We start from the raw sequence: 25784 nt of genomic DNA, 5'->3' as shown, positions 1-25784 counted from the left end.
AGGTAATAAGTAATAAGTAATAGGTAATAGGTAATAGGTAATAGGTAATAGGTAATAGGTAATAGGTAATAGGTAATAGGTAATAGGTAATAGGTAATAGGTAATAGGTAATAGGTAATAGGTAATAGGTAACGTTGATAGTGGAAGTACAGTAGACTTCCATATTATTCATTAGTCAGATGAGTGACTAGTCATTAGCAATTTGCCGTTAACTAATGACTTTTGACCAGTGACAAGATGTTTAACTGGCATCAGAAGAGCTAGGTGTTGCTACATCTAATGTACTATTTACCACAGAATTCATTTGTGACAATTTCAACATATCCTGAGTCCAGCCAGGATTAGCAAACTGAGGTAATATTTCTTTACTAAATGCTTCAGCGGCTTTGGATCTATAGCGGTTGGGGTTAAATATCAGCCATAGTGTGCGCTTAACCACCACTCCCTCGATAGGGGTGCGGTGAAGGACACCCATTTGTAGTTCTTTAGCGATCGCTGATGTAGAAACAAAGGCAGCGCCTAAGCCTGATTGGACAGCGTTTTTAATAGCTTCTATGGAATTTAGTTCCATCTCAAATTTAAACCGTCTGGTGTCAATATCGCAACGGGCTAAAACCTGATCAATGACTTTGCGGATAGTTGATTGGGAGTCAAGGGCAATGAATTGTAGTTTATATAGGTCTTCTTTTTGGATAGTGTCTAATTTGGCAAAGGGATGGGAGATAGGTAAGATGAGCGCCAATTCATCTTCAGCATAGGGAACAGTTTCTAAAGATTCCCCTAATTCTGTGGGAATTTCCCCGCCAATAATCGCCAGATCAACCTGACCATTAGATACACTCCAAGCCGTGCGGCGGGTGGAATGGACGTGCAATTGCACAGCTACTTCGGGATATTTTTGTCGAAATAAGCCGATCATTTTCGGCAGAAGATAAGTGCCTGTGGTTTGAGATGCGCCAACAATTAATGTACCTCCTTGCAGATTTTGCAGGTCTTCAATCGCGCGGCAGGTTTCTTGACACAAGCTGAGGATTTTGTCTCCATAGTTGAGGAGTAAATGCCCAGCTTCAGTTAATTGAGCGCGACGACCACCTCGATCAAATAGAGGCACATCCAGTTGTCGTTCCAGGTTTTGAACTTGCAAACTGACTGCGGGTTGGGAGACGTAAAGGCTATCAGCCGCCCGTTTGAAACTCCCTTCTTGGGCGATCGCTTTGAGAATACGTAACTGATCTAAGGTAAAAGGAAGGTCAGACATAAGGCTTAACCCACAAACTGGGGTGCATGAGTAACTTTAAAAATAAATCGAAATGAATAGTTTGGTGACTAAGCATGATTTATGGCATTGTTAACATTTGAAGAACCGTGAATTTTGACTTTGCTTTGCGGTACTAGCTGATTTGAATTTTGAATTGAGTTGTATATATGATGCCCAATCATTGGTTTACCTCCAGTCATTTTGTCATACTAGGGTTACAATTAGTTTTTGCGATCGCTCACAGCGGAGGGGCAGCTTTACGTCCTTGGGCAGAAAAATACATTGGACCTAGACTTTATCGCCTTATCTTTGCATTAATTAGCCTCCCTTTGGCTGTGATCTTAATTGTTTACTTTTTTAATCACCGTTATGATGGACAGCAACTTTGGCAACTACAGGACATAACAGGTGTAAAAACATTAGTCTGGGTACTATCAGCTATATCCTTTTTATTTTTATATCCTGCTACCTTCAATCTACTAGAAATTGCTGCCATTCAAAAGCCCCAAGTTCATCTTTATGAAACAGGAATTATCCGTATTACCCGTCATCCGCAAATGGTGGGACAAGTTATTTGGTGTGTAGCCCATACCCTGTGGCTAGGTACTAGTTTTACCCTTTTAACCTCCATTGGGTTGATACTACATCATCTATTTGGAGTATGGCATGGCGATCGCCGTTTAAGTCAACGTTATGGAGAAGCCTTTGAACTTGTCAAACAGCGAACTTCCATTATCCCCTTTCAAGCGATTATTGATGGTCGTCAATCCTTGCATTGGCAGGAATTTCTCCGCCCGGCTTATTTAGGGGTTGCCATTTTCACAGGTCTATTATGGTGGTCGCACCCCTTGTTATTAGTGGCAACAAGTAGGATAATATGGTAGTTTAGTGTGATCCCCAAGATCAACAAAACATATAAATTTAACAAAACTTTGTCCTGATCACTTGCTACCAAAACAATGTACGATAAACTCAAACATATATCATTAGACTTTTCCCACTGGGATCATAAAAAGAATTTATCCACCAGGTTTCAGTGGACCTTATACTCGTAAACAAACAATAGCCATCCACTAGACTGGAAACAGGCATTAAGTAGCAATGTAGAGACTGCAATAACCCGCACTGTCACCATTGTCAAATTTTTCCCAAGCAGTAGTAATCAATAGTAATCAGGATTTGAAATGTAGAACAGCCAGCGCGGTATACACGGTGGCTTTTTTGTCAGCAGGAAACATCAAAATCCTTAATAGCAGGAGTCAGGAATCACCGATTTAGGAGTAAAACCCTGTTGTCGGCTGAATTTAATCAATAGCTACGGTGCGTTGACACGAACAATTGATATCCTCCACCTTGTCTGTTGCTAGAAAATTTAAAATTCAAATTGGTAATTTATACCGATTTGCTCCTGCTGACAATCAACTTTTGATATAAAAACCTTATAATCACAAGAGGCATCATGGTGTTGTCGGTTAATGAACGGACATTTACTCAAGAAGTTTTAGAATCCCCTGTTCCCGTTTTGGTGAATTTTGAAGCTCCCTGGTGTGGGCTTTGCCGCATCATTCACCCACTGTTATCACAATTTCAGACTCAGTGTGGTGATGAACTTAAATTGGTGGGGGTTAACGCTGATCAGAATTTCAAGCTATCAAATACTTATAGACTGAAATCATTACCAACCTTACTGTTGATAGAAAAAGGTATTGTTAGACAAAGATTAGAAGGTTTTCGGAGTAAAGACGATTTACGTCTAGCCTTAGAAGCAATTAGACTGACATATACAAGTCAAGAAAAAATAGATACAGCAGAAGTCAGAAGTCAGGAGTCAGGAGTCAGGAGATAAGGGGCAAGAGGCAGGGGCAGGGAGCAGGGAGCAGGGGCAGGGGAAAGGAATTTCCTAATGACTAATGACAAAATCTAAAACCATGATTAACACCCCACCTAAAGGGTATCGGGTGGGGTATTTTATCCTCAAGGGTGTGTGTCACAATTATGAGCAGTTCTGAAAATTTTCAGTTAACTGAAGTTTGAAGTGGGAAAATTCAAGCTAACTTGAAGGTATTGGGCTATCAAGTAGTAGAGATTAGTAAATAATTTCTAGTCTTTCATCCCAAACACAAACCCTCACCCCATTGAATTTCCATTTTTTTATCTTCTCATTTGTTTGTACAGAATTCTAAAAGTAGGCGTTAGTGATGGAAGTAATCTATCAGTATGCCTGGCTGATTCCAGTATTACCTCTTTTGGGAGCAACACTGGTCGGTCTAGGGCTAATCTCGATAAATCAGGTAACGAACCGCTTGCGACAACTAAATGCTATAGTCATTATCTCCCTGATGGGGGCTTCTATGGCACTGTCGTTGGCTTTACTGTGGAGTCAAATTCAAGGCCATGCGCCTTATCTTTGGACTTTGGAATGGGCATCAGCAGGTAATTTTCACCTGACGATGGGCTACACTATTGACCACCTGACATCTCTAATGCTGGTGATTGTAACAACAGTAGCCGTTTTGGTGATGATTTACACCGATGGTTACATGGACCATGACCCTGGTTATGTGCGATTTTACGCCTATCTCAGCTTATTTGGCTCTTCAATGTTAGGTTTGGTGGTCAGTCCTAACCTAGTACAAGTTTATATTTTCTGGGAACTGGTGGGGATGTGTTCCTACCTGCTAGTGGGCTTTTGGTATGATCGCAAAGCGGCGGCGGATGCTTGTCAAAAGGCGTTTGTTACCAATAGAGTCGGTGACTTCGGATTACTATTGGGGATTTTGGGGCTGTTCTGGGCGACAGGCAGCTTTGATTTTATGGTTATGGGCGATCGCCTATCCAACCTAGTAGAAACCGGTTCTATTAGCAATTTCCTCGCCATTCTGTTGGCAATTCTCGTCTTCCTGGGACCTGTGGCTAAATCTGCCCAATTCCCCCTCCATGTCTGGCTACCAGATGCCATGGAAGGTCCTACACCTATTTCTGCCCTGATTCATGCGGCGACAATGGTGGCGGCGGGTGTATTTCTAATTGCCCGGATGTACCCAGTATTTGAAAATGTCCCAGCCGCAATGAACGTAATTGCTTATACTGGGGCATTTACAGCGTTTTTGGGGGCAACTATCGCCATTACCCAAAACGACATCAAAAAGGGTTTGGCTTATTCCACCGTTTCCCAACTTGGTTACATGGTGATGGCCATGGGTGTGGGTGCTTACAGTGCCGGATTATTCCACCTCATGACCCACGCTTATTTCAAAGCGATGCTATTCTTGGGTTCTGGTTCGGTAATTCATGGCATGGAAGCAGTTGTTGGTCATGATGCTGTTCTAGCCCAGGATATGCGGTTAATGGGCGGACTGCGGAAATATATGCCCGTGACCAGTTTCACCTTTTTCATTGGTTGCTTGGCGATTGCGGGGATTCCTCCCTTTGCTGGTTTCTGGTCAAAAGATGAAATTCTCGGTGCGGCTTTTGCTGCTAACCCTTTCCTGTGGTTTATTGGTTGGGTGACAGCAGGGATTACAGCTTTTTATATGTTTAGAATGTATTTCTCAACATTTGAAGGTAAATTCCGGGGTAATGACGAAAAAATCAAGGTAAAACTCAAAAATGCTGCTGCTGCTTTAGCTGAGAAATCAGGGACTTTAGAATTAGCACCTAATTTTGGTCCTGGGGCGATGAAAAAGGGAGAATTGGAAAGTCATTCCCATGACTCCCACAGCCATGAGCCTCATGAGTCTCCTTGGACGATGAGTTTACCGTTGGTGGTGTTGGCTATTCCTTCAATGTTGATTGGTTTGGTGGGTACTCCCTACGCCAATTATTTTGAGCAGTTTATCTTTCCTCCTAGCGAAACTTTAGCGGAAGTTATGGAAAAGGCTGCGGAATTCGACCCCCATGAGTTTTACGTTATGGCGGGTAGTTCTGTGGCTGTTTCTGTGATTGGGATTACTTTGGCTGTGCTGATGTATTTAGCCCGCAAAATTGATCCGAGTGCGATCGCTAAAAACATTCAACCGCTATACGATCTATCTTTGAACAAGTGGTACTTTGATGACATTTATCATCGTGTCTTTGTTCTCGGTTTGCGTCGTGTGGCTAGACAAGTTATGGAAGTTGATTTCCGCGTTGTTGACGGCGCTGTTAATCTCACGGGTTTCTTTACTCTTGTCAGTGGTGAAGGTTTGAAATACCTAGAAAGCGGTCGGGTTCAATTCTATGCCTTGATCGTTTTTGGGGCTGTTTTGGGCTTGGTGATTGTTTTTGGTGTTACCTGATTTTAATGGGGGCGGTTTGTCCGCCCCTGGATTGTTTTTTTAACGAACCGCAGAGGCACAGAGGACACGGAGTTAATGAACCACGAAGGGACGAAGGAAGCGAAGGAAGAAGATAGCTAATTTTGTATATAGGTTAATTTGAGATATACGTTAATTTGATCTAAAATTTTTAAGTAAGGTATAAAAATATTTATTTTCATTTACTGTCAGAATCAGGATATCCAAGATTTAAGGATGTACAGGATTAAGAAAATATTTGATATTTGAAATCAAAACTTTATGAAAATCAACATCAAATATAATCCCGTAAATCCTCTAATCCTCAGTATCCTGATTCTGACAAATTTGCTCACAACTTTAACAAACCAAATTCCACTCTGGCATTTTCACACAATCATCTGTAATAAATTCACTGGGATTAGTTACACAGGGGGGTAAACCAGGTGCTACAACAGGTAAATTATTTATTTCTCTGTCTGCAACTGCAAAATTTAACTCTAGCAAAAACTTTAATACATCGTCCGTGCCTTCCATCCCATAAGCCTGACGGACTGCTTTATCAAGTTCTTCCTGTGCTTTGCGGAGGGGATTTTTTCCTGGTAACTCTAAGGTACGATAAAGTTCGCGTAAACTCATCTTATGTTCTGTCATCAGTTCTTGTCTTAACTGTCGCAATTTGACTGCTGCTAATGCTACTTTTTTCACCTGTGATAATTTGGGATTCTGGGGAAAAGGAAAAGAATCAAAAACTGTATCAGAGGTATATCTAAACCTTGCTGTTAGAGTTGAACAACGAGAAGTAAACCATTGCCAATGAATATCAGATTGTAAAATACCAAAGGAATAATCATCTGATAATGGAAATACTATTAACGCTGCATTGGGACGTATTGAAGAAGAAATAAACTCAAAAACTGGGCGTTTAGTGACTTGTCCACAACAAATAAATCTGGGGATATTTGTAATTTTTTCAATTAGTTCTCCTCGATGATAGGAAAGTAGCCACCATTTGCTGAGAAAATTTTGATGATGTTTATTAACTTTAGATTTGGGATTTTTTTGTAACAGTTCTTCATTGCGCTTTTGTTCTTCTTTTGCAGTATTTTCACGGGTTGGTAGTACCATTGATTCAATTCTTTTAAATGGTTCAGAATATTTCTTGCAATTCATTAGATTACGCGGATGAAAATCTATGACATATCTTTGAGGAATAGGAGGGTTTCCCCCAATTAATTCATCAGCAATTAAGTAAGGAAATATTACTTCTGCATTATTTTTTGATTGTCGGATCATGATAGCAGCTTCTTGAGGAGTTAGCAAAAATCCTTCATGTCCATGAGTTTGTCCTTGATAGCAAGCTCCTGAGTTCACATTAACTAAAAGTTTTTTTGCTTGAGTAACATCAAGTTTTGCAGATAAAGCAGAACCGATTTTATCAATTTCTAAAACTTCCCAAGGACTATCTTTATCATCTCCAATTTGGGTATATAGTTTTTTTTGACCTAGTTCTTCACCCTTGACCCAGTTAACAATAGAAACATGAACTGCTGCACTACCTGACCAAACTTGAGTACAAACTGCTTCGGTAATTGTCCCTCCATTATTGACTATATAATCTAAACCACCTTCACGGGAGTAATTTTGACGGATGGTATTTGTACCAACAAGTCCAGCACGTCCACCTTCTTTTAAAGCATCATGAGTGCGACGAAACCAATAAACACAATAATCTGCTCTTCCTGGTACTTCATCATATCTTTCTCTTACTTGACTGACATAGGTTACTCCATATTCTTGCTGCATTTTGTTTTTTGATTGATAGGGAGGGTTGCCAATAATTGCATCTGCTGTCACCCAGTCACAAAATAAAGCATCATCACAACGGATATTTTTATCTAAATTATCCAAAGGCAGAGCGCGATCAATTTCTATGGGTAAACTCATTTGCGCTACATCAAGTAACTGATTTTCTTCATCTAATGCCAACTTTTTAGCAATCATCAAAGTTACTTTTGCCAGTTCTACCGCAAAATGTTTGATGTCAATACCGTGAAATTGGGTTGTTTTAATCAGGGACATTGTGCCAATAGATAATCTATTTTTCAGTCCGAAATTTTCATGAATTTTAGTTAGTAATTTTGCTTCTAGCCCCTTGAGTTCTCGATAAGCAACATAAAGGAAATTACCACTACCACAGGCTGGATCAAGCACTGTAAAATTAATTAATTCTTGTCTGAGTATTAATAACTCATTGAGCTTAGTAGCCCCATCAATGCGCTCTTCCCAAGGTCGCACAATGGTAGGTAAGATGACTTTTTGAATGTCTACAGGGCTGGTGTAATGTGCGCCTAAAGCATGACGTTCTTCTTTACCCATGCTAGATTCAAATAATGTCCCAAAAATAGCCGGTTCAACTTTTGACCAACGTTCTGTTGCTGCTGATGCTAAAAGATCAATTTCGCTTCTCGTAAGTGAGATTGGTTCAACTTTGGAGAATACCCCCGCATTAAAATAAGGTACATCTCGATAACGACTATCTTGAGGGGCTGGGCGTTGATTTCCCATTTGTTGAAAAAGTCCACCAATTAAATCATAAGAACTAATCCGATTAGAACGACAATCATCTAAAAATTCACTAAATAATCCTCTGGGTAATAAATCAATATCTTCTGCAAATAAGGAAACAACACACTGAAGAATAAATCTCTGGGCAATTTCTTGTTTTTCTCCTCTTTCAATGAGGCGATTAAAAACTTGTGCGACGTTATCTGCGGCTTTGCGTGTAACGTCAACTAGATTATTATTAAATAAGGGTTTGCGATTTTCAGGAAAGAGGAAGTTTAAGACAGTATAGCGATTTGGTAAATCTTCTAATTTTACTTGATCTACTGGTTCTCGCAGTTGTATATCAAAGTCATAAATCCAAAATTGATCAAAGTTGCAGAGAATTACATATTTGGGACGCTGGGGAACTAATTCTAACCAATATTCAAATGCTTGCTGATAGTGTTTTTCTAGCTTTTCACCTCGTTTTTTCATTTCTAGTAGTAAACGAGGCCGCCATAATAAATCAGCAAACTTAGTTGATTTCCCTTTTACTTTTACCCGATATTCTAGTTCTGCTCCTGCTTCTTTATAGCCTTCATGATTGAATGCTTGAAAAAGGCGATCGCAAAATACCTGTGCTTCCCCTTTTTCATCCCCTTTTAATGTTCGGGAATATTCAATAAAACTTCTGATTTTGCTAGGTGTGTCTGTCATGGCAATGCACTACTATGATACAATATAAACATTTATATATTATATTCAAAAAATGTACCCTTGGTAAGGTGCTTAATGAAATGCGTAATTTGTAAACATGGAGAAACTAACCCAGGTTTAGTTACCGTAACATTAGTTTGTAGGGTGCGTTAGGAGCGGGAAAATATTATGAAATATAGATTAAATTATGAACGCGACGTAATGCACGTTAATTCATGAGATTAAATTTAATCAATTCTGGTGCGTTACGCAACGCTTACACACCCTACTGTCTGAATCAGGATTTCCAGGATTTAACGATTTTCAGGATGTAGAAAAAAACTCATCTTCAAAACCTGAAATATCCCCAGATAAATATTCATAAAAAATCCTATTAATCCTCTAATTTTGAAAATGTTGGAAAAAGTGAAACCAAACATTATAAAATTGTTGATCAGTTGTTAAAATTTTAATAAAAGAGGTAATTTTATGGAATTGGGGTTTGAATGGCATGAACAAAAAGCCCAAGAAAACCTCAAAAAACATGAAATTAGTTTTGAGGAAGCAAAAACAGTATTCAATGATCCTTTATCTATCACGATAGCTGATTCTCAACACTCTGATGATGAAGAACGCTATATTGATATTGATCTTTCTAATAGAAGTCAACTACTCATTGTAGTTTACACAGAACGTCAATCAAATATTCGCATTATTAGTTCTCGTAAAGCTACAAACGCAGAAAGGAAAATATATGAACAATATTAACCCTGAACAACTAGATAATACCGATAACGAAATGCTCCCAGAATACGATTTTACAGGTGGTGTACGTGGAAAACATTACCAAGCTTATCGTCGAGGACATACTGTGACAATTCATCAAGCTGATGGTACAGAGATTGTACAACATTTTACCCTGGAATATGGGGCTATAATCCTTGATCCTGATGTGCGAGAATATTTTCCTGATACGGAAACAGTTAACCAAGCTTTACGCACATTAATTAGTTTATTTCCCAAAAATCGGACATCAATAACACCTCAATCATAGTAGTTTGTAGGGTGCGTTAGGAGTGAGAAAATATGATAAATTTAACTGCATCCTTCTACATATTCCACTTCTGGTAGTTTACCCGCTCTGTACCTAGTTACACGCTGACCATCAGTTTCAAAAACAATGCGATAGTTTTGTTCAGCTTTATTTTTGGGGATAAAAGTTAAATAATGTCCGTTTGTATATTCATGGGGTGTAACTTTAATTTGTCCAGGGTAAAGTGATTTAATTCGCGCTTCTGTATCACCAACTTTTGCACCAGAAAGAGTAGTAATTTTGGGATTTTCTACATCTACTCTAGCAATAACATCGCTGGTAATATATTGAAGACGACTCTTAACATCATCTTTTGTCACCATAAATGACACACCTTTGAGTTCTCCTTCTGTTTGTAGATAGTAACAACTATCACTTCCAGCGTAGCCAACAGATAAACGAGTATTAGCCGCAGCAGCAGCTTCAGGAAGATTCATCCCTATTTTTACTGTACCAATACTATTGATAGTTACTTTGGCTTGACTGGTGAGTTTTGTCTGTGCAATCACTGTTCCGACAGTAACAGCAAAAACTGTGAGGGTGACAGTTGTAAAAGTTAGTAATTTAGTTTTGTTATTCATTTTTTTCTCTATTTATACTGGTGGGATTTGGATGACATCGCATAAATTCCTAATGTCAGAATCAGGATATACAGGATTTAAGGATGTTTAGGATGAACAAAAAAACTCATCTTTAAAACCTGAAATATTCCCAGATAAATACTCATAAAAAATCCTGTAAATCCTCGAATCCTGGACATCCTGATTCTGACAATTAAGGATGTTTAGGATAAAAAAACTCATCTTTAAAATCTGCAATATTCCCAGATAAATATTCATAAAAAATATTGTCAATCCTCGAATTCTGGACATCCTGATTCTGACAATTAAGGATGTTTAGGATAAAAAAACTCATCTTTAAAATCTGCAATATTCCCAGATAAATATTCATATTACACAGCCAAGATCAATAATTGGAACCAGGTGGATGGCCCCAATTTGCCGATCTAGCGTTATCAGTGCCGCATTCATAATGAAGGCACTATCGAACTTTTCGTCCCAGAGATCTTACATTTCATACCAGATTACCCAAAATCTGCTTGTGGTGGTCAAACAGATTGGTGAAAATGAGGAGCAGGTTCACAGAACTAATTACCAAACTTGGACTAGTTAGAATCCGCTGATACCTGCCATTGGTGTGTCCGAGAGTGGCAAGCTCTCAGTCAACATCTATAAATCTGCTACTCATTAGAGATTTGAACTACGTCCTAGCTGGCTCTGTTGATAGATTCAGCGGGTAGGCAAATCAGATTATCTCCTTGGGTAAGGATTAAGCCACGTTGACGTAATTTACCCATTAAACGAGTGACAGTAACACGGGTTGAACCAATGGCGCTGCCAATTTGGGCATGGGTAAGGGGGAAGGGTAAGCAATAACCACGAATGACATCAGGATCAGTTTCGCTCATTGAAGGCTCTCCATATTCCTCAATCAGTAGGGTGAGGAATCCTAAGAGGCGGTCAATTGTGCGACGTTGTCCTAAAGCACTCAACCATAACAACTTGCGCTGGTGCTGATATCTAAAAGCATCCATAACTTCACGGCGGAAGTGAGGCCAGTTGTCTAGGTCATGCCAGTACATCCACAGCACTGCTGTTTGGTCAACGTGGGCGTAAGACTGGAGGGTAAATGGAGATTGAGCAACAATTTCAAATGGTTGTCCTGCTCCTACAAAACCTAAGAAGGCTTCTTCTGGAGTTCTGTTAATGCGTCTAGATGTTAACTGACTGGCAGTAGCACTGACTTGGGCAGTTCCTACCATGCGGATAGCACCTCTTTGGACTAAATAGAGCAAACCAGGTCTAGCTGGAATGCGCTCGTCTTTACTGAAGGTGCGGCAGCGGTAGTGTTCTTGGGCCCAGTCAAGAATACGTTGCCAGGTTAAGAAAGGACGCGAAGCTTCGGAAAAGGAAGATGGAGATTGCATAGGTAATAAAGAGCTATTGGCTGAAAACAAAGACTTGATAAAAAAAGTGCAAGGAGTGTCTTTGTGTTAACGGAGTAGGCATAACGCCTAACAGCGCCAGCCCTCCAATGGGATAGAAAGCTAAATTGCTCTCTATTTTTTCTTATACTTCCTACTGTACAACAACGGTAGTAAAGATTACCCATTTTTTATACATTATTCATCAAATTTCATCCTACTCTCATTTTTCCCGACATCAGTAAACTTCTATCTCAAGGTAGATGGAACAGGATAAAATGATGCACACCATAATTTTTTTACAAAAGGATACGTGTCTCATAGACTACTTTTTGGGCAAAACAAAGCAATTAAACAGTTAGTAAACAGCTATTTAGTGTCTTCCCTCAGTATTTTTACTAATAAGGAGGAAATTACAGGCATAAAAGGGATAAAAGTTCCTCTCTACCAAGGAGGATATAATCAAAAAATTTTATATATCTCTGGTGTGGCTATGAGAATATCAAAATCTCAGAATTTACCAGTTATGGACGGTGCTGGAGCTATCGCCACGCTTGCCAAAGGCATTGCCGGACATTTATCCCAAAACAGTGATAGTTTATTTAGGGTGAAAGTAGTTCCCCCCGGTGAGATTCATATAGAACTCATGGACTCTACTTTAGCTGCTTGGTTACAAAATTTAATAGTTGCCAAAAAAACTGGAGATTTGATAAATAATTTTTTAGATGACCAATTACCAACTTCATTAAGTTCATTAAAGGTTTTTGCAATTCAATATGCTCATTCGCGCTGCTGTTCTTTGCTGCGCTTAGGACAGCAGGAGGGATTGATTGAACTTGATAGGACAGATTTTAATGGTTTTATGGCTGTCAATTCTATACGTTTGCTAAATTGTGAGCAGAAACTTCTTCTTAATCACTCTGATGAGAGTTTTCTAATTTATCAATTAGTTAAGGTGGTAGATGATTTGGTTTGTGCTGATAGTAGTTCTATTGACTGGGCAAAGGTAGGTGGGAATTTAAGTCAAGCTTTTGAGCGGTTTTGGTGTAATTGTCGGATTTGGGGGGAAGTGAAAATTCATGACCCAGAATTAGCTCAAGCGAGATTGGGATTGCTGATAGCGACTCAGTTGGTTTTAAGGTCTGTGTTAGAGGACAAGTTGGGAATTGTTGCACCTGTGGAACTGTAATTCAGAAGATAAAAAATTTGAATTTGATGTAGGGGTACTACCCTTGTGCCTATCCCGGTATTTGGGTCAATCACAGGGGGTAATTGGTTTGCCAAAGTTCATTTGATATTCACACCAACTTTATAAAATCTTTGAGAAATTCTCTTGACAAAATAAATATCTCCGAATAGAATCACAAGTGTGTGAGGAGCAAAATTAGGAAAGACACCGAGACGAAACACGGCCAGTCGTCGGTGTCTTTTCTTATGTGTAGATTTTTAATTAAGTAAGAATTTTTCCATTGCGATCGCTGCACCATCTAATTCTACACTAGGTGCTACCCAATGAGCGATCGCTTGCACTTGGGCAGGTGCGTCACCCATAGCCACACTAATACCGGCATAACTGAGCATTTCCACATCATTGAAATTATCACCAATAGTCATGACATGATGACTTTCTAAACCTAGCATTTCTTCCGCTAGATAACGGACAGCATTGCCTTTATTAACATGAGTATTAGCTGCTTCTAGGAAGGTGGCTACAGAGGTTGTCATATATAATTCTGTGGGTTTATATCTGCGGCGTAAATTAGTTAAAAGTCGTTGAATTAAATTTGTGTCATCACACAAAGCTAAAATTTTAGTGGGTTCATGATCTAATAATTGACGTAAATCACCGACAGGAATAGCATTTACACCACAGCGTTGTTGATAACTTGCTGTTTCTGGGGTAATTTCCCGCACATAAAGTTGATCATTGATGTAAAAATGGACTGAAAGGAGCGATCGCAAATCTGGCTGTTCAAAGTATTCTAGTAGTTGTAGGGCAATTTCTCTAGACACAGATAAATGACGGTGAATTTCCTGAGTATTTGGATCTTGAATCCAAGCGCCCTGATAAGCTACTAAAGGCAGTGTGGATCTAATTTCCTGATGAAACCGCAAAGCTGAACAATACATTCTTCCTGTTGCTATAGCGACTTTAATTCCTTTTGCTTGTACAGCAGCAATCACTTCCTTGACAATATGACTGAGAGTATTGGAGTGTCCAGCAATTGTCCCGTCTATATCTAAAACCAACAGTTTAATATCACTCACTTCAGCAGGCGCTTTGTGCATAAATTCCCCAAAAATTGAAGTTCCAGTAAAAAGTTAACAGTAGATACTTACTTGCGTAAACTTGATTATAAGGGAAATGGTCAAAACTATTGAAGGTACTAAATGATAATTACAAGAATTACAGTAAAACCAACCTGATTAACTTGTTTTAGTATTTTATTTTTCACTCTACTTTAGAAACAGAAATGGTTTAACAGATAAAATCATCCGTTCTAACTCAGGTTTATTGTCTATGAGAACATGATTGTTTTCAGAACAATCTTTAGCAAGTGCTTTTCCGATAGCCTCAAAACTTTTTTGAATATCGCGTTTAAGACTTTCTGGCTTAGGGTTGAATACTAAAATAAATACCCTATTTCTTATATCTTCTGGAATATCACTTCGCACATAACTTAATCTATTTTGATAGGCATCACGATCAATAATTAATAAGATGTGTTTTTGTGAATTTTGCCGTAGTTTTTGAATATAAACATCTTTGAATTCATCCATAATGTGTCCCCATCCACGCGCGGTTCTAAAAGTTGAATTACATCAGGATTCACGTTTAAATCTAGACAAAATCCGTTAACAATCTGGCGATGAGCATCATCTTCTCCTAAAATGATAAGGTGTGGTCTGTACTCATTTGGACTCATAATTCTATGTCTCCACAAATTAAGTTATTAATTAATGGTAAGGAAGTTATCACAAAATTTAACAGTATAAGTAAAAATTATGTAAAGATGGTAATACTTTTAATATTCATAACTTATGATAATTCACCTTTAGATTTTCTTAAGAATTAATTGAGAATAATTTTTATTTAGCAACGACCTTGCAATACTTTCAGCAATTTGGTACAATTATCAAGAATTTCATAATTGGGTTTCTATTGTCAATTTTTTACAAGCCTGACAAGGTTATCTTCAAAAGCCCTTATTTATGGTTATTTGAGAAATAAATTCTGAAAAGTAATACAAAACTTTACTAATTAATAGCAAGTTCCGAAACGAATTTTTAGACAGGAATTATCTCAGAAATTATGTAGAAAAAATATACTATTGACAAATAGGACGTTTCATGAGTTAAAGGATAATTTTCGGTTGTATATAAAACCGTTATACTCAAAACGGTTAAAACTTGGACTTTTTTATAACACAAAGAACAAGTTTAAAGCCTCCCCCCGCAGCGGGGAGAGGTTTGGAGAGGGGTTCCATCTTTCTTTAAACTATGAACTGTTTGTAGTATAAATAACTATTAGTTCGTCAAATTTATTTTGACGGGTAATGATCGGAAAAAACTTCTGTTCTTCCCTCCCCTGCCCCCTGACAGGTGTAGGTTTTTACATTCTGGTGAGGGCAAGACTTGGGCGACAAGGTGGACAAGGGAGGAAAACCCTACAGGATTATGTTTTTTGGCAACAATAACACACCGTTAAAAGACTATTGTGCGGATAAAATCTTCCTTGTCTACGTTCCCTCCAAGTCTTCCCAGTCTTGCCTTCACAGACAATATTAAAAACCTACCCTTGTGAGAGGAAACCCCGCTCCTACCTCCTATTCTTTGAGTAATAAATAGAATAGTGACCCGTTACCGCCGGTAATACCAGCGCGATCGCCTGCTAATTGACCAGAACCCATAAAATAATCAACTCTTCCCGGTCCTTTAATCGCACTACCTGTATCCTGATCTAAAACAAACCGGTGAACTAGACGAGATTCCAGTTTGCCACGATTAGTGGGATAGGGAAAGGAATTGATAATCAGCGCCAGTGCGCCCGGTGGCATCAGAGACTTATCTGTAGCAATGGAACGTTCCGCAGTGACAGGCACAAGAATACTACCTGTTGCTGGCGCACCATTAGTTTCCGCAAAGAAAACAAACCTTTCCCAACGTGGTAAATAATTACTTAACTCCTGGGGATTTTGGCGAAAATAAGTAATTAACTTAGGCATGGTTAAACCACTCAGAGGCAGTTTCCCATCTTTTGCTAGTTCTCTACCAATAGAAGTCCAAGCATAATCAGTTCCTCCAGCATAACCAACAGATGTTCTGCGTCCATTAGTTAATCTAATTTGGGCAGAACCTTGGATATGAACCATGTATGGATCTAGACGATTACTAAACCAGAGAATTTCTAAACCTCGCAACCTGCTTTTATCCCCCAGCAACCCGTTCTTGCCTTCCAAATCAACCCGTTTAGGATGAGGTTTTGGCCATTTCTGGAAATCTGGTGGCAGACGATAAAGAGGATACTTGTATACAGCAGTTCTAACTCGGCTGGCAACATACACAGGCTCATAATAAGCTGTGAACTTAACAGTTCCCTTGCCATCGTTACCTACAGACTGGTAAAAGACAAACTCCCGTCGGACAGCAGCTTGTAGTTCAGCCGCCGACCGAGAACTCACAACCAATTGCCGAAAGCGCACCAAACTCCGCTGCACCCGATTCAGGGTAATTTCCTTAATTGGGTAATTTTGATAGGCTGTAACAGCTTTATTGGTTGCCAAGTAGCGCAAGCTGTTATCTATGGAGGTCAGCAATGCTTGTTTATCCCCCTGTTTACCCCAAAGTTGTTCATCCAAACCTAAGCAATTCTGGGGGGTGCAAACAGTTTCTAAATCAATAGGTTGGAGTGCTGGTACTACTACAGGTGGTATTTCCGGGGTTACTGGTATCGTGACTGGCTGTGAATTAGGCGCTTGAGCTATAACTGAGGAAAGTGGATTTATAAAAGCAATTCCCAGACTTAAGGCCAGCAAAGTAAGGTTTTTTCTCATGTTTATTTTTCAATACTAGAATTAAATACAGGTTCTACCCGAATTCCTGCAATCTTAGACGGACGCACCACTAAATATTCGCCTTGAATATTTTTAATCGGTACGTTATTAATAAACTCATTTGAATCATGCTTTGGAGTTAATACGCCGCTATACCATTTTTGAAATTCTGGAAAGGTGGAAAAACTCACTTCTTCCCGATGTCCATTGTCTAGCAGCAAAAAGACAGCATATTCGTTAGGAGTTCTAGGCATAAATTTACACCACTAAAAATACATCTTCTCTATTGTTAACCACGTCGCACCATAATGAAAAGAATTATCCAGGAGTCAGGAGTCAGGAGTAAAACTGGCTTGCTGTCTGCTTCGGAATTTAGATTCTGTACTCATTAATCTGCAATCTGCTGTATCTAGAACTTAGCTAAAATAACTTGAATTTAGCCAATTGGGTTTCAATCATTCCTGTCAGCATTTGCTTGAGTTCCGTACCATTTTGAAATTGTAAAACCTGCTGGGTAGGTAAATCAAAAGGAAACTGCCCTACCAAGTCTGGACGTTGCATTTGCACCAGCAAAATTTGTTCAGTCCGTTTACTGTGGATAGCATAACCCATTTCTACACAGACATGAGGACTGGGAATTAGTTGATTTGTTTCCTGACTGTCAATGCTAGTTATGGCAGTGGTATCAGCAATAAATAATAAACTCTTACGGATTTTTCTCATGTTGGCGCGATTTAAACGCAAACAAGCATTTTTTGGACGAGGTGATTCTACTAAAGTTAGGGGAAAATGCGATTTTTCATTTATACTTTTCAAAGTGGTAAGCAATTCTTCTCTGAGGAGATCATTAGCTGTCCCATATTCGGTTTGATAACAGAAATATATTGTCGGATCTAATTGGGCTAATACAGCCTGTTTAGTAAAATAAATCTCATGACTAATCAAGTCAATGTTAGCTACAGAATATCCACCGCTGCCTTCAATATAAAACTCAATATTTTCTCCTTCTAAATATCGCCCAAACCAAGTTGATGTTTTTACTGCGTCGCTATCCTCTAAAAAGTCTGCTCGCAATCCTGATTTTAATAAGCTTTTTTTACTCAGCCGAACATCTGGAGGACGTTTTTCCAGTTCTGTAATCGGTTCATAATCGGGTAGATACCACGCTCTGAGCGCAATAATTGACATAAGGCGCTATTTTCAATGTCTCTTTCTATTTAATTCTAGTACAAAATTACAAACAACAACACCCAAACATCTACTCGCCTGTTGATTTCCTCTTCTTGTTGATCCTAGCCAGGGATGTACTACCTTTCACCAACTTGACAAACAAGTGATGGAAATCAGTCACAGCGCCCTCTGATCTTCAATCATGTGAGGAAATATCAGCTCTCGCGTCGGGTGTCGTTGTTCGTTGACGAGACAGATGTAAATTAAACAGCGCTTTTACCTCTTATTTAACTTGTGGTTTCTCTCTTCTTTCTCTCTAGCTGTCGTATCTGCCAGGGAAGCTATACCTGCTTCAATTATTAGGATAACAGCTTTAAATTCGATGGGACATTTTTGCAATTAAACTTTACTAAATAAAAAACATAAGTTTGATGAAAACCTATATTTTTGGGAATTACACACTACTTTTAGCAGTAATTTTATTTTGATGCAATTGAGTAATTACTCAGGATTTTTTAAGTTTTGAAACAAAACAGATTTCACCCTCATGCACCCTAAAATACCTTAAAACCCTCCTAATGCACGAATATTATCAAGAATGGTAACTTCTCCATAGGGATCGCCCACAGCCCGAATTAATGGTAAAGCTTGGTTGTAAAAGTCCAGTGCCTTTTGCTTTTCTCCTAAATCATCGTAGACACCACCGATATTATTGAGAGTGGTAGCTTCCCCACCGCGATCGCCCACAGCCCGACGTATGGGTAAAGCTTGGTTGAAAAAGACCAGCGCCTTTTGCTTTTCTCCTAAATCATCGTAGACACGACCGATATTATTGAGAGTGGTAGCTTCCCCACCGCGATCGCCCACAGCCCGATATATAGGTAAAGCTTGGTTGTAAAAGTTCAGTGCCTTTTGCTTTTCTCCTAAATCATCGTAGACACGACCGATATTATTGAGAGTGGTAGCTTCCCCACCGCGATCGCCCACAGCCCGATATATAGGTAAAGCTTGGTTGTAAAAGTTCAGTGCCTTTTGCTTTTCTCCTAAAGCAGAGTAGACACGACCGATATTATTGAGAGTGGTAGCTTCCCCACCGCGATCGCCCACAGCCCGACGTATGGGTAAAGCTTGGTTGTAAAAGTTCAGTGCCTTTTGCTTTTCTCCTAAATCATCGTAGACAGCACCGATATTATTGAGAGTGGTAGCTTCCCCACGGCGATCGCCTACAGCCCTAAGTATGGGTAAGGCTTGGTTGTAAAAGTCCAGTGCCTTTTGCTTTTCTCCTAAAGTATCGTAGACAGCACCGATATTACTGAGAGTGGTAGCTTCCCCACCGCGATCGCCCACAGCGCGACGTAAGGGTAAAGCTTGGTTGTAAAAGTCCAGTGCCTTTTGCTTTTCTCCTAAAGCAGAGTAGACACGACCGATATTATTGAGAGTGGTAGCTTCCATACTGCGATCGCCCAAAGTCCGATACAATAATCTAGCCTCCTGCCATTTTTGAATTGCTTGTCGCAAAGACTCTGCTGATCCTTGTTGATAAAGTGTCTTTCCCTCTTCAAAAAGCCGTTCTGCATTTTCCTTTGTTGCTGCTGGAGATTGAGCAATTTTTGAGGAATCATCTTTTGCCAAAACACGGCTAGAGTCAAGAACCCCACCCACCTCACATAACAACAGAATACTAATGGACAGAGTTATATAGCCACGACCTACCAGTAATACCAGCCAATTATTTTGTTGGTTTTTACTTTTCATAAAAATTACCATTTGGTAAAATTGCAACCTTTACTAAGTGTATCACCTTTTTCAAGGATATTCTCAGTAAGTGATTGCCCAAAAATAAATTACCCAAAAATAAATTATCCAAATCAACAAACCACTTCAGACATACAGGACGGGGAATAATGAGAGTTTGAGTGGTCACTAAGCTTGTCGAAGTGAGATTTTTTGCCTGAAGTGGTTGAGCGTTTTTTAAGTCCCTAAACAGTATTTTAATAGACAAGCAGTATAAAATTTTTCATATTTCTAATAACTGTAACCGTATTTCTGCCCGTACACTCATGAGGATTTTACCGAGGTGATTTTCTCCTGTATGATTTGCACCACATCCCCAGAAATAGTCTGTAGGCGAATTTTCTATGAGCATTTCATCACCTGTGATTAATAATATTTCCCTAATATGAGGATGAGTGATAAATTTCTTGAATACTGCCCTTCGCATCACCTGAGTTTTCACCAATTCCCAATCTGGACGGAGACAACGAGAGGGACAACGTCCTAAAGCAGCAGCTTCTTCAGGGGTAGGAGCAGCAAAGATTAAAGGTATAATCGGGGCATCTGGACTACCAACAAACTTTTGTCCTTGATAATAATGCTCAACAGTTGGCCAATAAGTACCTTCGACATCAATCCCGTGAGGAGAAAAATTAGAAAAACACCCGTATGGCTGGGAAACCTTATAAAAGTAAATAGTCATGCTATTGGAGGAGGTAGGGGTGCAGGGACTGCGCCCAGTCAGAAGGAATGCTGTAAGGCTTTTGACTTAATTTTTGGACTTCATTCAAGTACATACCGCTATAACATTAGCAAAATCAGTAATGATGTAAATAAATAATAGGTTGAGCCATTCTGTTTTATGACTACAGATGCTTTTGAACAAACAAATTGGGTGTGGGAGTTTTCCTTATTCCAACAACAGGTAGGGGAATGGGTAGAATACCAATTTTCCAGATTTGAAACTACATTACCAGAGTTGCCTCCTGGCTGGTCAATCAGTCCTTGGTTAAATGAATTACTAACAATCCTATTTTGGTCAGGATTGGGTTTATTCTTGGTATGGGTAGGTTGGCGCTTATGGCAGGAATTTAATCCTTATATCTATGGCTGAAGGCGGTGAGTAATGCTAGGGGTTCTAAAACCAAAGCTAATTCCAGAGAAACTTGCCTCTTGCCTCTTGCCCTGCCATAACGACAATTTTCAACGCCAATCTACTTATATTCGTTTTGACTTTTGACTTTTGACTTTTGACTTCCGCGAAGCGGTACTAGTGGTTCTAGTTATAATCGCAGCCCTGATGGCTATGGGGCGTGGTATGCTTTTATGCAAGATAAAAATATAAGTATTCAACGTTGGCAAAAACCATTTAGTAATTTACCAACTACAAAAAACCCTATCACCTTATTACAAGTTAATAGCGCCCTTCAAGAGATAGAAATATATTCAGAACAAGAAGAATGGGTAAAAAAAGGGAATAACCTCGTAATTTTAGGAATTAAAAAACCAGTAACAGCAGCAGCATTTAGTACACAGCAGCAATCAACCTTCGGAAACATCAAGATTGATACCCGTCGCCGATATCGTACTTCAAAAGCAGAACAAGTCATATTAGGAGACGAATTTGCAGCCATAATTTGGCAGAAAAAATCCGGTAAAGGCAAAGTAATTTTAGCAACAACACCATATTTAGCTGCTAATGCCTATCAAGACAATGACAGTAATTTTAAACACCACATTGTCCCTAGCATTAGCAGGATTGCACAGAGGCGATCGCGTTAGAGTAGGTATATTTGACAGCCAAATTCATACGTGGATACCCTTAGAACGCGGACAACATCACCTCAATCAACTCATTGATAAACTCACCCCCATTCAACCAGAATTAATCGAATCTGATTATCTAGGTGCAGTTACCCACGTCGTCAAACAACAAACCCGCAGAGCGCTCGTAGTCAATAAAACTCGGATCTTGCCAAGCATACCACCAAGCAATTAAGCCTCCTAAAATAAACATAGCGATCGCTGTGACAATGTATAAAAAAGTTCCCTGCACCACTAGAGGAAAACCCCACAAGTAAAACTCCTTCGCTGCTTGCCATTCCTGTCGCCGCGAACCCTGGTAGATTTGTGTATAGGCGCGAGTTGTCAATGATTGTAAACTTTGAATTAAAGTTTTACCAACTTGCTGAGTCCGCGCCCTAGCTAAATCCGCTGCTACAGAACGATATAAACTCGCCAGTTCCCTAATTTCTGCCGAACGCAGGGACTTTAAGCGTTTTTGTTCTACCTTCTTCAACAAAGCATATAAACGCTGCCAATTATGTTTTTATTTAACTATGTGCCTAATTTATTTCTCATCAAACTAGAGCCGGGTTCTACTATCTACACAGTGGTGTATCTCCTTTCCTTGCTTATAGGAGGAACGTTTGTGATGCCATTCTGGCAATCAATAAAAGCTGTGATTTACTACGACTTGCGAAGTCGTCGAGAAGGGTTGGGTTTACAATTACGTGACCACGATATTTAATTCAATTCAAATATAATATAATGCACCTTTTTAATCGCATTAAATTCACTACACCCGAAAGTGTGGAAATAGAATTTACCCTGGCTGGAATTGGTAGTCGGGCTTTAGTGCTAATGATTGACTACCTAATTTTAGCTTTTACTTTAGTAATATTGGCGTTAATATGGTCGTTTATTTTTCAGCAAATTACTGATTTGGGAGTTAGTATTTTTGGCTCTAATTTCGGCTTGTGGTTGATAGCTATATCTCTATTAAGTTTCTTCTTTATTTACACAGGTTATTTCGTCCTTTTTGAAACTCTTTGGCAAGGACAAACACCCGGTAAAAGAATTGCTAAAATTCGTGTTATGCGCGATGATGGTAGACCTGTGGGTTTACAACAATCAGCATTACGAGCCTTACTCCGTCCTCTTGATGAATCCTTATTTATTGGTGCTTTTTTAATTACTTTTAGTAATCGAGAAAAGCGTCTGGGTGATTTAGCTGCTGAGACAATTGTAATTCGAGCAGAAACGGTTGACAAATCATCAAGTCTAACCATTTCTGAAGCAGCTAAATCTTTTCATATTCAATTACAAAGAATAGCCAACTTATCATCTTTATTGCACGATAATTTTGCCATTATTCGAGAATATTTATTGAGACGAAATGGAATGTCTACAAAAGCCAAGATAGCACTTTCTTTAAAACTTACCCAACAAGTTCAATCTATTATTAACTTAGAAATTCTGCCAGGAAATATTGCTTCAGATATATTTTTAGAAGCTGTTTATCTTGCCTATCAAAACTCTGAATTATAGATTTAATTTTCATTTGTAATTCATAGTTACAGCACATTGCAATTTTTACTCCTGTAGGGATTTAGCAATGCTAAATCCCCATTGACCTAAAAATTTACACTCGGCCAGTCTGGTTGACGATAATAATGGGTCATATTATCAAATTTTCGTAATTCTACCTTATCAATGAGAAAATCCGGGGTATCCAATGGCAATGATTGATTAAACTCACAAAACATGGTACTCAGGTTTACCCGGTTTAATTCTGGGGGAATTTCGCCAAAGTAACCCAATGTCACATGGGCTGTAAAATTATAATGCTGCTCAATACCCAGACCCATTAATGTGCGGTTTTGATAAATTATCCGCCGGAATTGAATAATTTCCTCATAGGAACGTTTATCTTTTGGTACTAAACACACACCTACAGCCCTGGGCATGACAATCAACCCCAACATTTGCCAAGATATAGATGATCCCTTTGTCATCAATTTTTGATATTCTTGAAACCTTTCAGCTAATTGAGAATTCAAATCTTCAGCAAATTGGGGATTTTTTGTACAAGCATGATGAAAAGCACTATCCCAAATTAAATCTGCCACGGTAACATGAAAACTAGCAGGAGGAACAGGAACAATTAAATCACTAGCAATGGGTAGCTCTAATAATTGCTGTTGATAGGCTTGTATTTGGCTGTAAAAAGCAGCATTGTTTGCATCTTCTTGTGCTGGTGGGGTAATCAGCGTATAGCCGGGAAAGGGTGTAGCTTCTCTTACTCCAGCATGAACTCGGAATTTAGAAGATTCCTGAATATGCTGAATCTGGGTTTTGTAAGCTTCTGGTAGCGTCATACGTGCTACCCGATTTAAATAAGTTTGGTAGTTGTCGTCCAATCTTGATCACCTTGCGCTCTTTTGATAGATTGTAGGGAGATTTACTCAATTTGACCAAATTAATTTTTAATTTTAAATTGCTATGCCAATATATGTTTACTGGGGCGAAGATGATTTTGCTATGGAAAAAGCCGTACTCACTTTGCGCGATCGGATTCTTGATCCCCTGTGGACTAGTTTTAACTATACCTCATTTCCCCCAGACCAACCTGATCCTATCGTCCAAGCTTTAAATCAAGCAATGACACCGCCATTCGGGGCAGGTGGGCGTTTTGTGTGGCTCATCAACACCACTATGACCCAAAATTGTCCAGATCACATCCTCGCAGAATTACAACGCACTCTTAAGGTCATCCCTCCAGATTCCACCTTACTATTAACCAGTCGCAACAAACCAGATGAACGCCTTAAAAGCACAAAACTTCTCAAACAATTTGCGACAATTTCCGAATTTTCCCTCATTCCCCCTTGGAAAACCGAACTTTTAGTCCAATCAGTTCAACAAACCGCTCAAACTGTCGGCATAAAAATAAGTCCCCTCGTAGCCGAACTATTAGCTGAATCCGTAGGCAATGATACCCGTCTTCTCCACAATGAACTAGAGAAATTACGCCTCTACAGCCAAGGCAGCGACAAACCCTTAGACGTGAATACAGTATCTGAATTAGTCAGAAACACTACTCAAAATACCTTACAATTAGCAACAGCCATCAGAACAGGAAATACTCCAAAAGCTTTAGGAATCTTAGGTGATCTAAGTAATGCCGCCGAACCAGGTTTACGGATAGTTGCCACACTCATTGGTCAATTTCGCACCTGGTTATTAGTCAAAATGATGATGGACAGTGGTGAACGCAACCCCCAAGCGATCGCTCAAGGCGCTGAAATCTCTAACCCCAAACGCATCTACTTCCTACAGCAGGAAGTCAAATCTCTCCCCCTACAGCAACTCATATCTGCCTTACCACTGCTATTAGAATTAGAAGTCAGCCTCAAGCAAGGTGCATCCGAAACCTCAACACTACAAACTAAAGTCATCGAACTTTGTCAAATATGTCGCCGCACCTAATATCCCCATCAAAATATGCAATTTCAATCTCGACTGGAACTTCTAATTCAGAAAATAATTCAAACCCATTATGGTATTCCCTATTTTCCCTCTGTGTCACCTGTTATATGCTCAAAACTTATAGTCTTTATTTAACCAAACGGTTGCAGAGAACCCGCTGTCAACCCTTAATTTTGGCAACTATTACCAGTGCAAGCCTGATTTCCGGGACTTTCAGCTTCAACTCCAAAGTAACTGCTCAAACTTTAAACCTTAACAATACAGAAGTAACTAATTACGCAAAAGCCGTATTAGGCATGGAACCAGCCCGTCAGCAAGCCTTTAAAGAAATTAAAAACCTTATCGGTAGTAAAGACATTCCCCAATTAATCTGTAATGATTCCAAAAGTTTCACTACACTACCAAACAAAGCCAAAGATATTGCCGTAAATTATTGCAACCATTCTCAAAAGATAGTTGAAGATAGTGGTCTCACTATCGAGCAATTCAACAAAATTACCTTAGAAATCCAAAACAACAGTAATTTAAAACGACAGCTTTACAACACATTACTGCGCTTGCAAAAGGATTCCCCCCAAAAACTTCCCAATAAATAACGATAAATTACATGATCAGGACACAAAAATCGGCATTGTTGATAGCCTGTGTAGCATTCACCAGAGCG

Annotated in this window: 22 protein-coding genes and 3 pseudogenes; 12 read left to right on the top strand and 13 right to left on the bottom strand. The window is 39.2% G+C overall.

The features are described from left to right. Positions 1–241: 241 nt before the first annotated feature. Positions 242–1258: a LysR family transcriptional regulator gene (locus tag CA730_RS11695; protein ID WP_096667426.1), complete on the bottom strand. Its 1017-nt coding sequence runs from the start codon at positions 1256–1258 to the stop codon at positions 242–244. 167 nt (positions 1259–1425) lie between these two features. On the opposite strand from CA730_RS11695, the gene CA730_RS11690 reads away from it, so the two are divergent. The 3 genes from CA730_RS11690 to CA730_RS11680 all read left to right on the top strand — a co-directional run bounded on the left by CA730_RS11690 (position 1426) and on the right by CA730_RS11680 (position 5535). Further along, positions 1426–2142 (top strand): NnrU family protein, encoded by a 717-nt coding sequence (locus tag CA730_RS11690; RefSeq protein ID WP_172891179.1) that lies wholly within the window; start codon positions 1426–1428, stop codon positions 2140–2142. A 575-nt stretch (positions 2143–2717) separates the two neighbouring features. Next, the gene (locus CA730_RS11685; protein WP_027403983.1) at positions 2718–3104 is read left to right on the top strand and encodes a thioredoxin family protein; all 387 of its coding nucleotides are present in this window, start codon (positions 2718–2720) and stop codon (positions 3102–3104) included. Positions 3105–3456: 352 nt separating this feature from the next. After that, positions 3457–5535, top strand: a complete 2079-nt coding sequence (locus CA730_RS11680; RefSeq protein ID WP_096667422.1) for an NAD(P)H-quinone oxidoreductase subunit 5 — start codon at positions 3457–3459, stop codon at positions 5533–5535. A 357-nt stretch (positions 5536–5892) separates the two neighbouring features. Here CA730_RS11680 and CA730_RS11675 read toward each other — a convergent pair whose 3' ends face one another. After that, complete coding sequence (locus CA730_RS11675) at positions 5893–8796, bottom strand: class I SAM-dependent DNA methyltransferase (RefSeq protein ID WP_096667419.1); 2904 nt, start codon at positions 8794–8796, stop codon at positions 5893–5895. Between the two features lie 468 nt (positions 8797–9264). Between CA730_RS11675 and CA730_RS11670 the strand changes: the two genes are divergently transcribed. Beyond that, on the top strand, positions 9265–9543 hold the full coding sequence (locus CA730_RS11670) for a BrnT family toxin (RefSeq protein ID WP_096667417.1): 279 nt from the start codon (positions 9265–9267) through the stop codon (positions 9541–9543). Then, positions 9530–9829, top strand: a complete 300-nt coding sequence (locus CA730_RS11665; RefSeq protein WP_096667415.1) for a hypothetical protein — start codon at positions 9530–9532, stop codon at positions 9827–9829. Before CA730_RS11670 ends, CA730_RS11665 begins: the two co-directional genes overlap by 14 nt. 41 nt (positions 9830–9870) lie before the next feature. On the opposite strand, the gene CA730_RS11660 is transcribed toward CA730_RS11665, so the two are convergent. Both CA730_RS11660 and CA730_RS11655 read right to left on the bottom strand, forming a co-directional pair. Then, a complete protein-coding gene (locus tag CA730_RS11660) occupies positions 9871–10449 on the bottom strand; it encodes a hypothetical protein (protein WP_096667413.1) in 579 nt (192 codons plus the stop codon). A 686-nt stretch (positions 10450–11135) separates the two neighbouring features. After that, positions 11136–11855: a Crp/Fnr family transcriptional regulator gene (locus tag CA730_RS11655; protein ID WP_027401051.1), complete on the bottom strand. Its 720-nt coding sequence runs from the start codon at positions 11853–11855 to the stop codon at positions 11136–11138. 373 nt (positions 11856–12228) lie between these two features. On the opposite strand from CA730_RS11655, the gene CA730_RS11650 reads away from it, so the two are divergent. Next, positions 12229–13041 (top strand): DALR anticodon-binding domain-containing protein, encoded by an 813-nt coding sequence (locus CA730_RS11650; protein ID WP_330221293.1) that lies wholly within the window; start codon positions 12229–12231, stop codon positions 13039–13041. Positions 13042–13298: 257 nt separating this feature from the next. On the opposite strand, the gene CA730_RS11645 is transcribed toward CA730_RS11650, so the two are convergent. The 7 genes and pseudogenes from CA730_RS11645 to CA730_RS11610 all read right to left on the bottom strand — a co-directional run bounded on the left by CA730_RS11645 (position 13299) and on the right by CA730_RS11610 (position 20552). Then, the gene (locus tag CA730_RS11645) at positions 13299–14141 is read right to left on the bottom strand and encodes a Cof-type HAD-IIB family hydrolase (protein ID WP_096667409.1); all 843 of its coding nucleotides are present in this window, start codon (positions 14139–14141) and stop codon (positions 13299–13301) included. Between the two features lie 168 nt (positions 14142–14309). Further along, the gene (locus CA730_RS25595) at positions 14310–14633 is read right to left on the bottom strand and encodes a hypothetical protein (RefSeq protein ID WP_231940090.1); all 324 of its coding nucleotides are present in this window, start codon (positions 14631–14633) and stop codon (positions 14310–14312) included. A 1046-nt stretch (positions 14634–15679) separates the two neighbouring features. After that, positions 15680–16906: a murein transglycosylase A gene (gene mltA, locus CA730_RS11635; protein WP_096667407.1), complete on the bottom strand. Its 1227-nt coding sequence runs from the start codon at positions 16904–16906 to the stop codon at positions 15680–15682. Between the two features lie 2 nt (positions 16907–16908). Beyond that, positions 16909–17160: a hypothetical protein gene (locus CA730_RS11630; RefSeq protein WP_096667405.1), complete on the bottom strand. Its 252-nt coding sequence runs from the start codon at positions 17158–17160 to the stop codon at positions 16909–16911. 166 nt (positions 17161–17326) lie between these two features. Beyond that, positions 17327–18094 (bottom strand): hypothetical protein, encoded by a 768-nt coding sequence (locus CA730_RS11625; RefSeq protein WP_096667403.1) that lies wholly within the window; start codon positions 18092–18094, stop codon positions 17327–17329. Between the two features lie 567 nt (positions 18095–18661). Next, positions 18662–19633, bottom strand: a pseudogene (locus tag CA730_RS11620) (tetratricopeptide repeat protein); the annotation flags it as partial. A 460-nt stretch (positions 19634–20093) separates the two neighbouring features. Further along, positions 20094–20552, bottom strand: coding sequence for an NADAR family protein (locus CA730_RS11610; RefSeq protein ID WP_096667399.1), 459 nt, complete (start codon positions 20550–20552; stop codon positions 20094–20096). Between the two features lie 159 nt (positions 20553–20711). On the opposite strand from CA730_RS11610, the gene CA730_RS11605 reads away from it, so the two are divergent. The 3 genes and pseudogenes from CA730_RS11605 to CA730_RS25590 form a co-directional block, all read left to right on the top strand. Continuing rightward, on the top strand, positions 20712–20963 hold the full coding sequence (locus tag CA730_RS11605; protein ID WP_197705522.1) for a hypothetical protein: 252 nt from the start codon (positions 20712–20714) through the stop codon (positions 20961–20963). A gap of 212 nt (positions 20964–21175) precedes the next feature. Further along, entirely contained in the window at positions 21176–21631 is a 456-nt protein-coding gene (locus CA730_RS11600; protein ID WP_231940089.1) for a DUF4350 domain-containing protein, read from the top strand. Beyond that, positions 21576–21806, top strand: a pseudogene (locus CA730_RS25590) (DUF58 domain-containing protein); the annotation flags it as partial. The gene CA730_RS11600 and the pseudogene CA730_RS25590, both read left to right, overlap by 56 nt. On the opposite strand, the pseudogene CA730_RS11590 reads toward CA730_RS25590, so the two are convergent. After that, a pseudogene (locus CA730_RS11590) lies at positions 21807–22151 on the bottom strand (stage II sporulation protein M); the annotation flags it as partial. Positions 22152–22399: 248 nt separating this feature from the next. On the opposite strand from CA730_RS11590, the gene CA730_RS11580 reads away from it, so the two are divergent. After that, the gene (locus CA730_RS11580) at positions 22400–23179 is read left to right on the top strand and encodes an RDD family protein (protein WP_096667395.1); all 780 of its coding nucleotides are present in this window, start codon (positions 22400–22402) and stop codon (positions 23177–23179) included. Positions 23180–23265: 86 nt separating this feature from the next. Here CA730_RS11580 and CA730_RS11575 read toward each other — a convergent pair whose 3' ends face one another. Continuing rightward, the gene (locus CA730_RS11575) at positions 23266–24051 is read right to left on the bottom strand and encodes a DUF1868 domain-containing protein (protein WP_172891178.1); all 786 of its coding nucleotides are present in this window, start codon (positions 24049–24051) and stop codon (positions 23266–23268) included. 82 nt (positions 24052–24133) lie between these two features. Here CA730_RS11575 and holA point away from each other — a divergent pair, with 82 nt between their 5' ends. Beyond that, complete coding sequence (gene holA, locus CA730_RS11570; protein ID WP_096667392.1) at positions 24134–25120, top strand: DNA polymerase III subunit delta; 987 nt, start codon at positions 24134–24136, stop codon at positions 25118–25120. A 107-nt stretch (positions 25121–25227) separates the two neighbouring features. Then, entirely contained in the window at positions 25228–25716 is a 489-nt protein-coding gene (locus CA730_RS11565) for a DUF4168 domain-containing protein (RefSeq protein ID WP_096667390.1), read from the top strand. Positions 25717–25784: the final 68 nt, after the last annotated feature.

It is taken from the genome of Dolichospermum compactum NIES-806 (assembly GCF_002368115.1).
In the GTDB taxonomy this organism is placed as follows: domain Bacteria; phylum Cyanobacteriota; class Cyanobacteriia; order Cyanobacteriales; family Nostocaceae; genus Dolichospermum; species Dolichospermum compactum.
This window is presented reverse-complemented; position numbering and strand designations above follow the sequence as displayed.

Coding starts and splice junctions, on each gene's coding strand:
- CA730_RS11690 (WP_172891179.1), top strand. CDS start 1,426: ATGATGCCCAATCATTGGTTTACCTCCAGTCATTTTGTCATACTAGGG.
- CA730_RS11630 (WP_096667405.1), bottom strand. CDS start 17,160: ATGCCTAGAACTCCTAACGAATATGCTGTCTTTTTGCTGCTAGACAAT.
- holA (WP_096667392.1), top strand. CDS start 24,134: ATGCCAATATATGTTTACTGGGGCGAAGATGATTTTGCTATGGAAAAA.
- CA730_RS11600 (WP_231940089.1), top strand. CDS start 21,176: ATGCAAGATAAAAATATAAGTATTCAACGTTGGCAAAAACCATTTAGT.
- CA730_RS11655 (WP_027401051.1), bottom strand. CDS start 11,855: ATGCAATCTCCATCTTCCTTTTCCGAAGCTTCGCGTCCTTTCTTAACC.
- CA730_RS11605 (WP_197705522.1), top strand. CDS start 20,712: ATGACTACAGATGCTTTTGAACAAACAAATTGGGTGTGGGAGTTTTCC.
- CA730_RS11680 (WP_096667422.1), top strand. CDS start 3,457: ATGGAAGTAATCTATCAGTATGCCTGGCTGATTCCAGTATTACCTCTT.
- CA730_RS11625 (WP_096667403.1), bottom strand. CDS start 18,094: ATGTCAATTATTGCGCTCAGAGCGTGGTATCTACCCGATTATGAACCG.
- CA730_RS11665 (WP_096667415.1), top strand. CDS start 9,530: ATGAACAATATTAACCCTGAACAACTAGATAATACCGATAACGAAATG.
- mltA (WP_096667407.1), bottom strand. CDS start 16,906: ATGAGAAAAAACCTTACTTTGCTGGCCTTAAGTCTGGGAATTGCTTTT.
- CA730_RS11610 (WP_096667399.1), bottom strand. CDS start 20,552: ATGACTATTTACTTTTATAAGGTTTCCCAGCCATACGGGTGTTTTTCT.
- CA730_RS11565 (WP_096667390.1), top strand. CDS start 25,228: ATGCTCAAAACTTATAGTCTTTATTTAACCAAACGGTTGCAGAGAACC.
- CA730_RS11645 (WP_096667409.1), bottom strand. CDS start 14,141: ATGCACAAAGCGCCTGCTGAAGTGAGTGATATTAAACTGTTGGTTTTA.
- CA730_RS11675 (WP_096667419.1), bottom strand. CDS start 8,796: ATGACAGACACACCTAGCAAAATCAGAAGTTTTATTGAATATTCCCGA.
- CA730_RS11660 (WP_096667413.1), bottom strand. CDS start 10,449: ATGAATAACAAAACTAAATTACTAACTTTTACAACTGTCACCCTCACA.
- CA730_RS11695 (WP_096667426.1), bottom strand. CDS start 1,258: ATGTCTGACCTTCCTTTTACCTTAGATCAGTTACGTATTCTCAAAGCG.
- CA730_RS11685 (WP_027403983.1), top strand. CDS start 2,718: ATGGTGTTGTCGGTTAATGAACGGACATTTACTCAAGAAGTTTTAGAA.
- CA730_RS11580 (WP_096667395.1), top strand. CDS start 22,400: ATGCACCTTTTTAATCGCATTAAATTCACTACACCCGAAAGTGTGGAA.
- CA730_RS11670 (WP_096667417.1), top strand. CDS start 9,265: ATGGAATTGGGGTTTGAATGGCATGAACAAAAAGCCCAAGAAAACCTC.
- CA730_RS25595 (WP_231940090.1), bottom strand. CDS start 14,633: ATGGATGAATTCAAAGATGTTTATATTCAAAAACTACGGCAAAATTCA.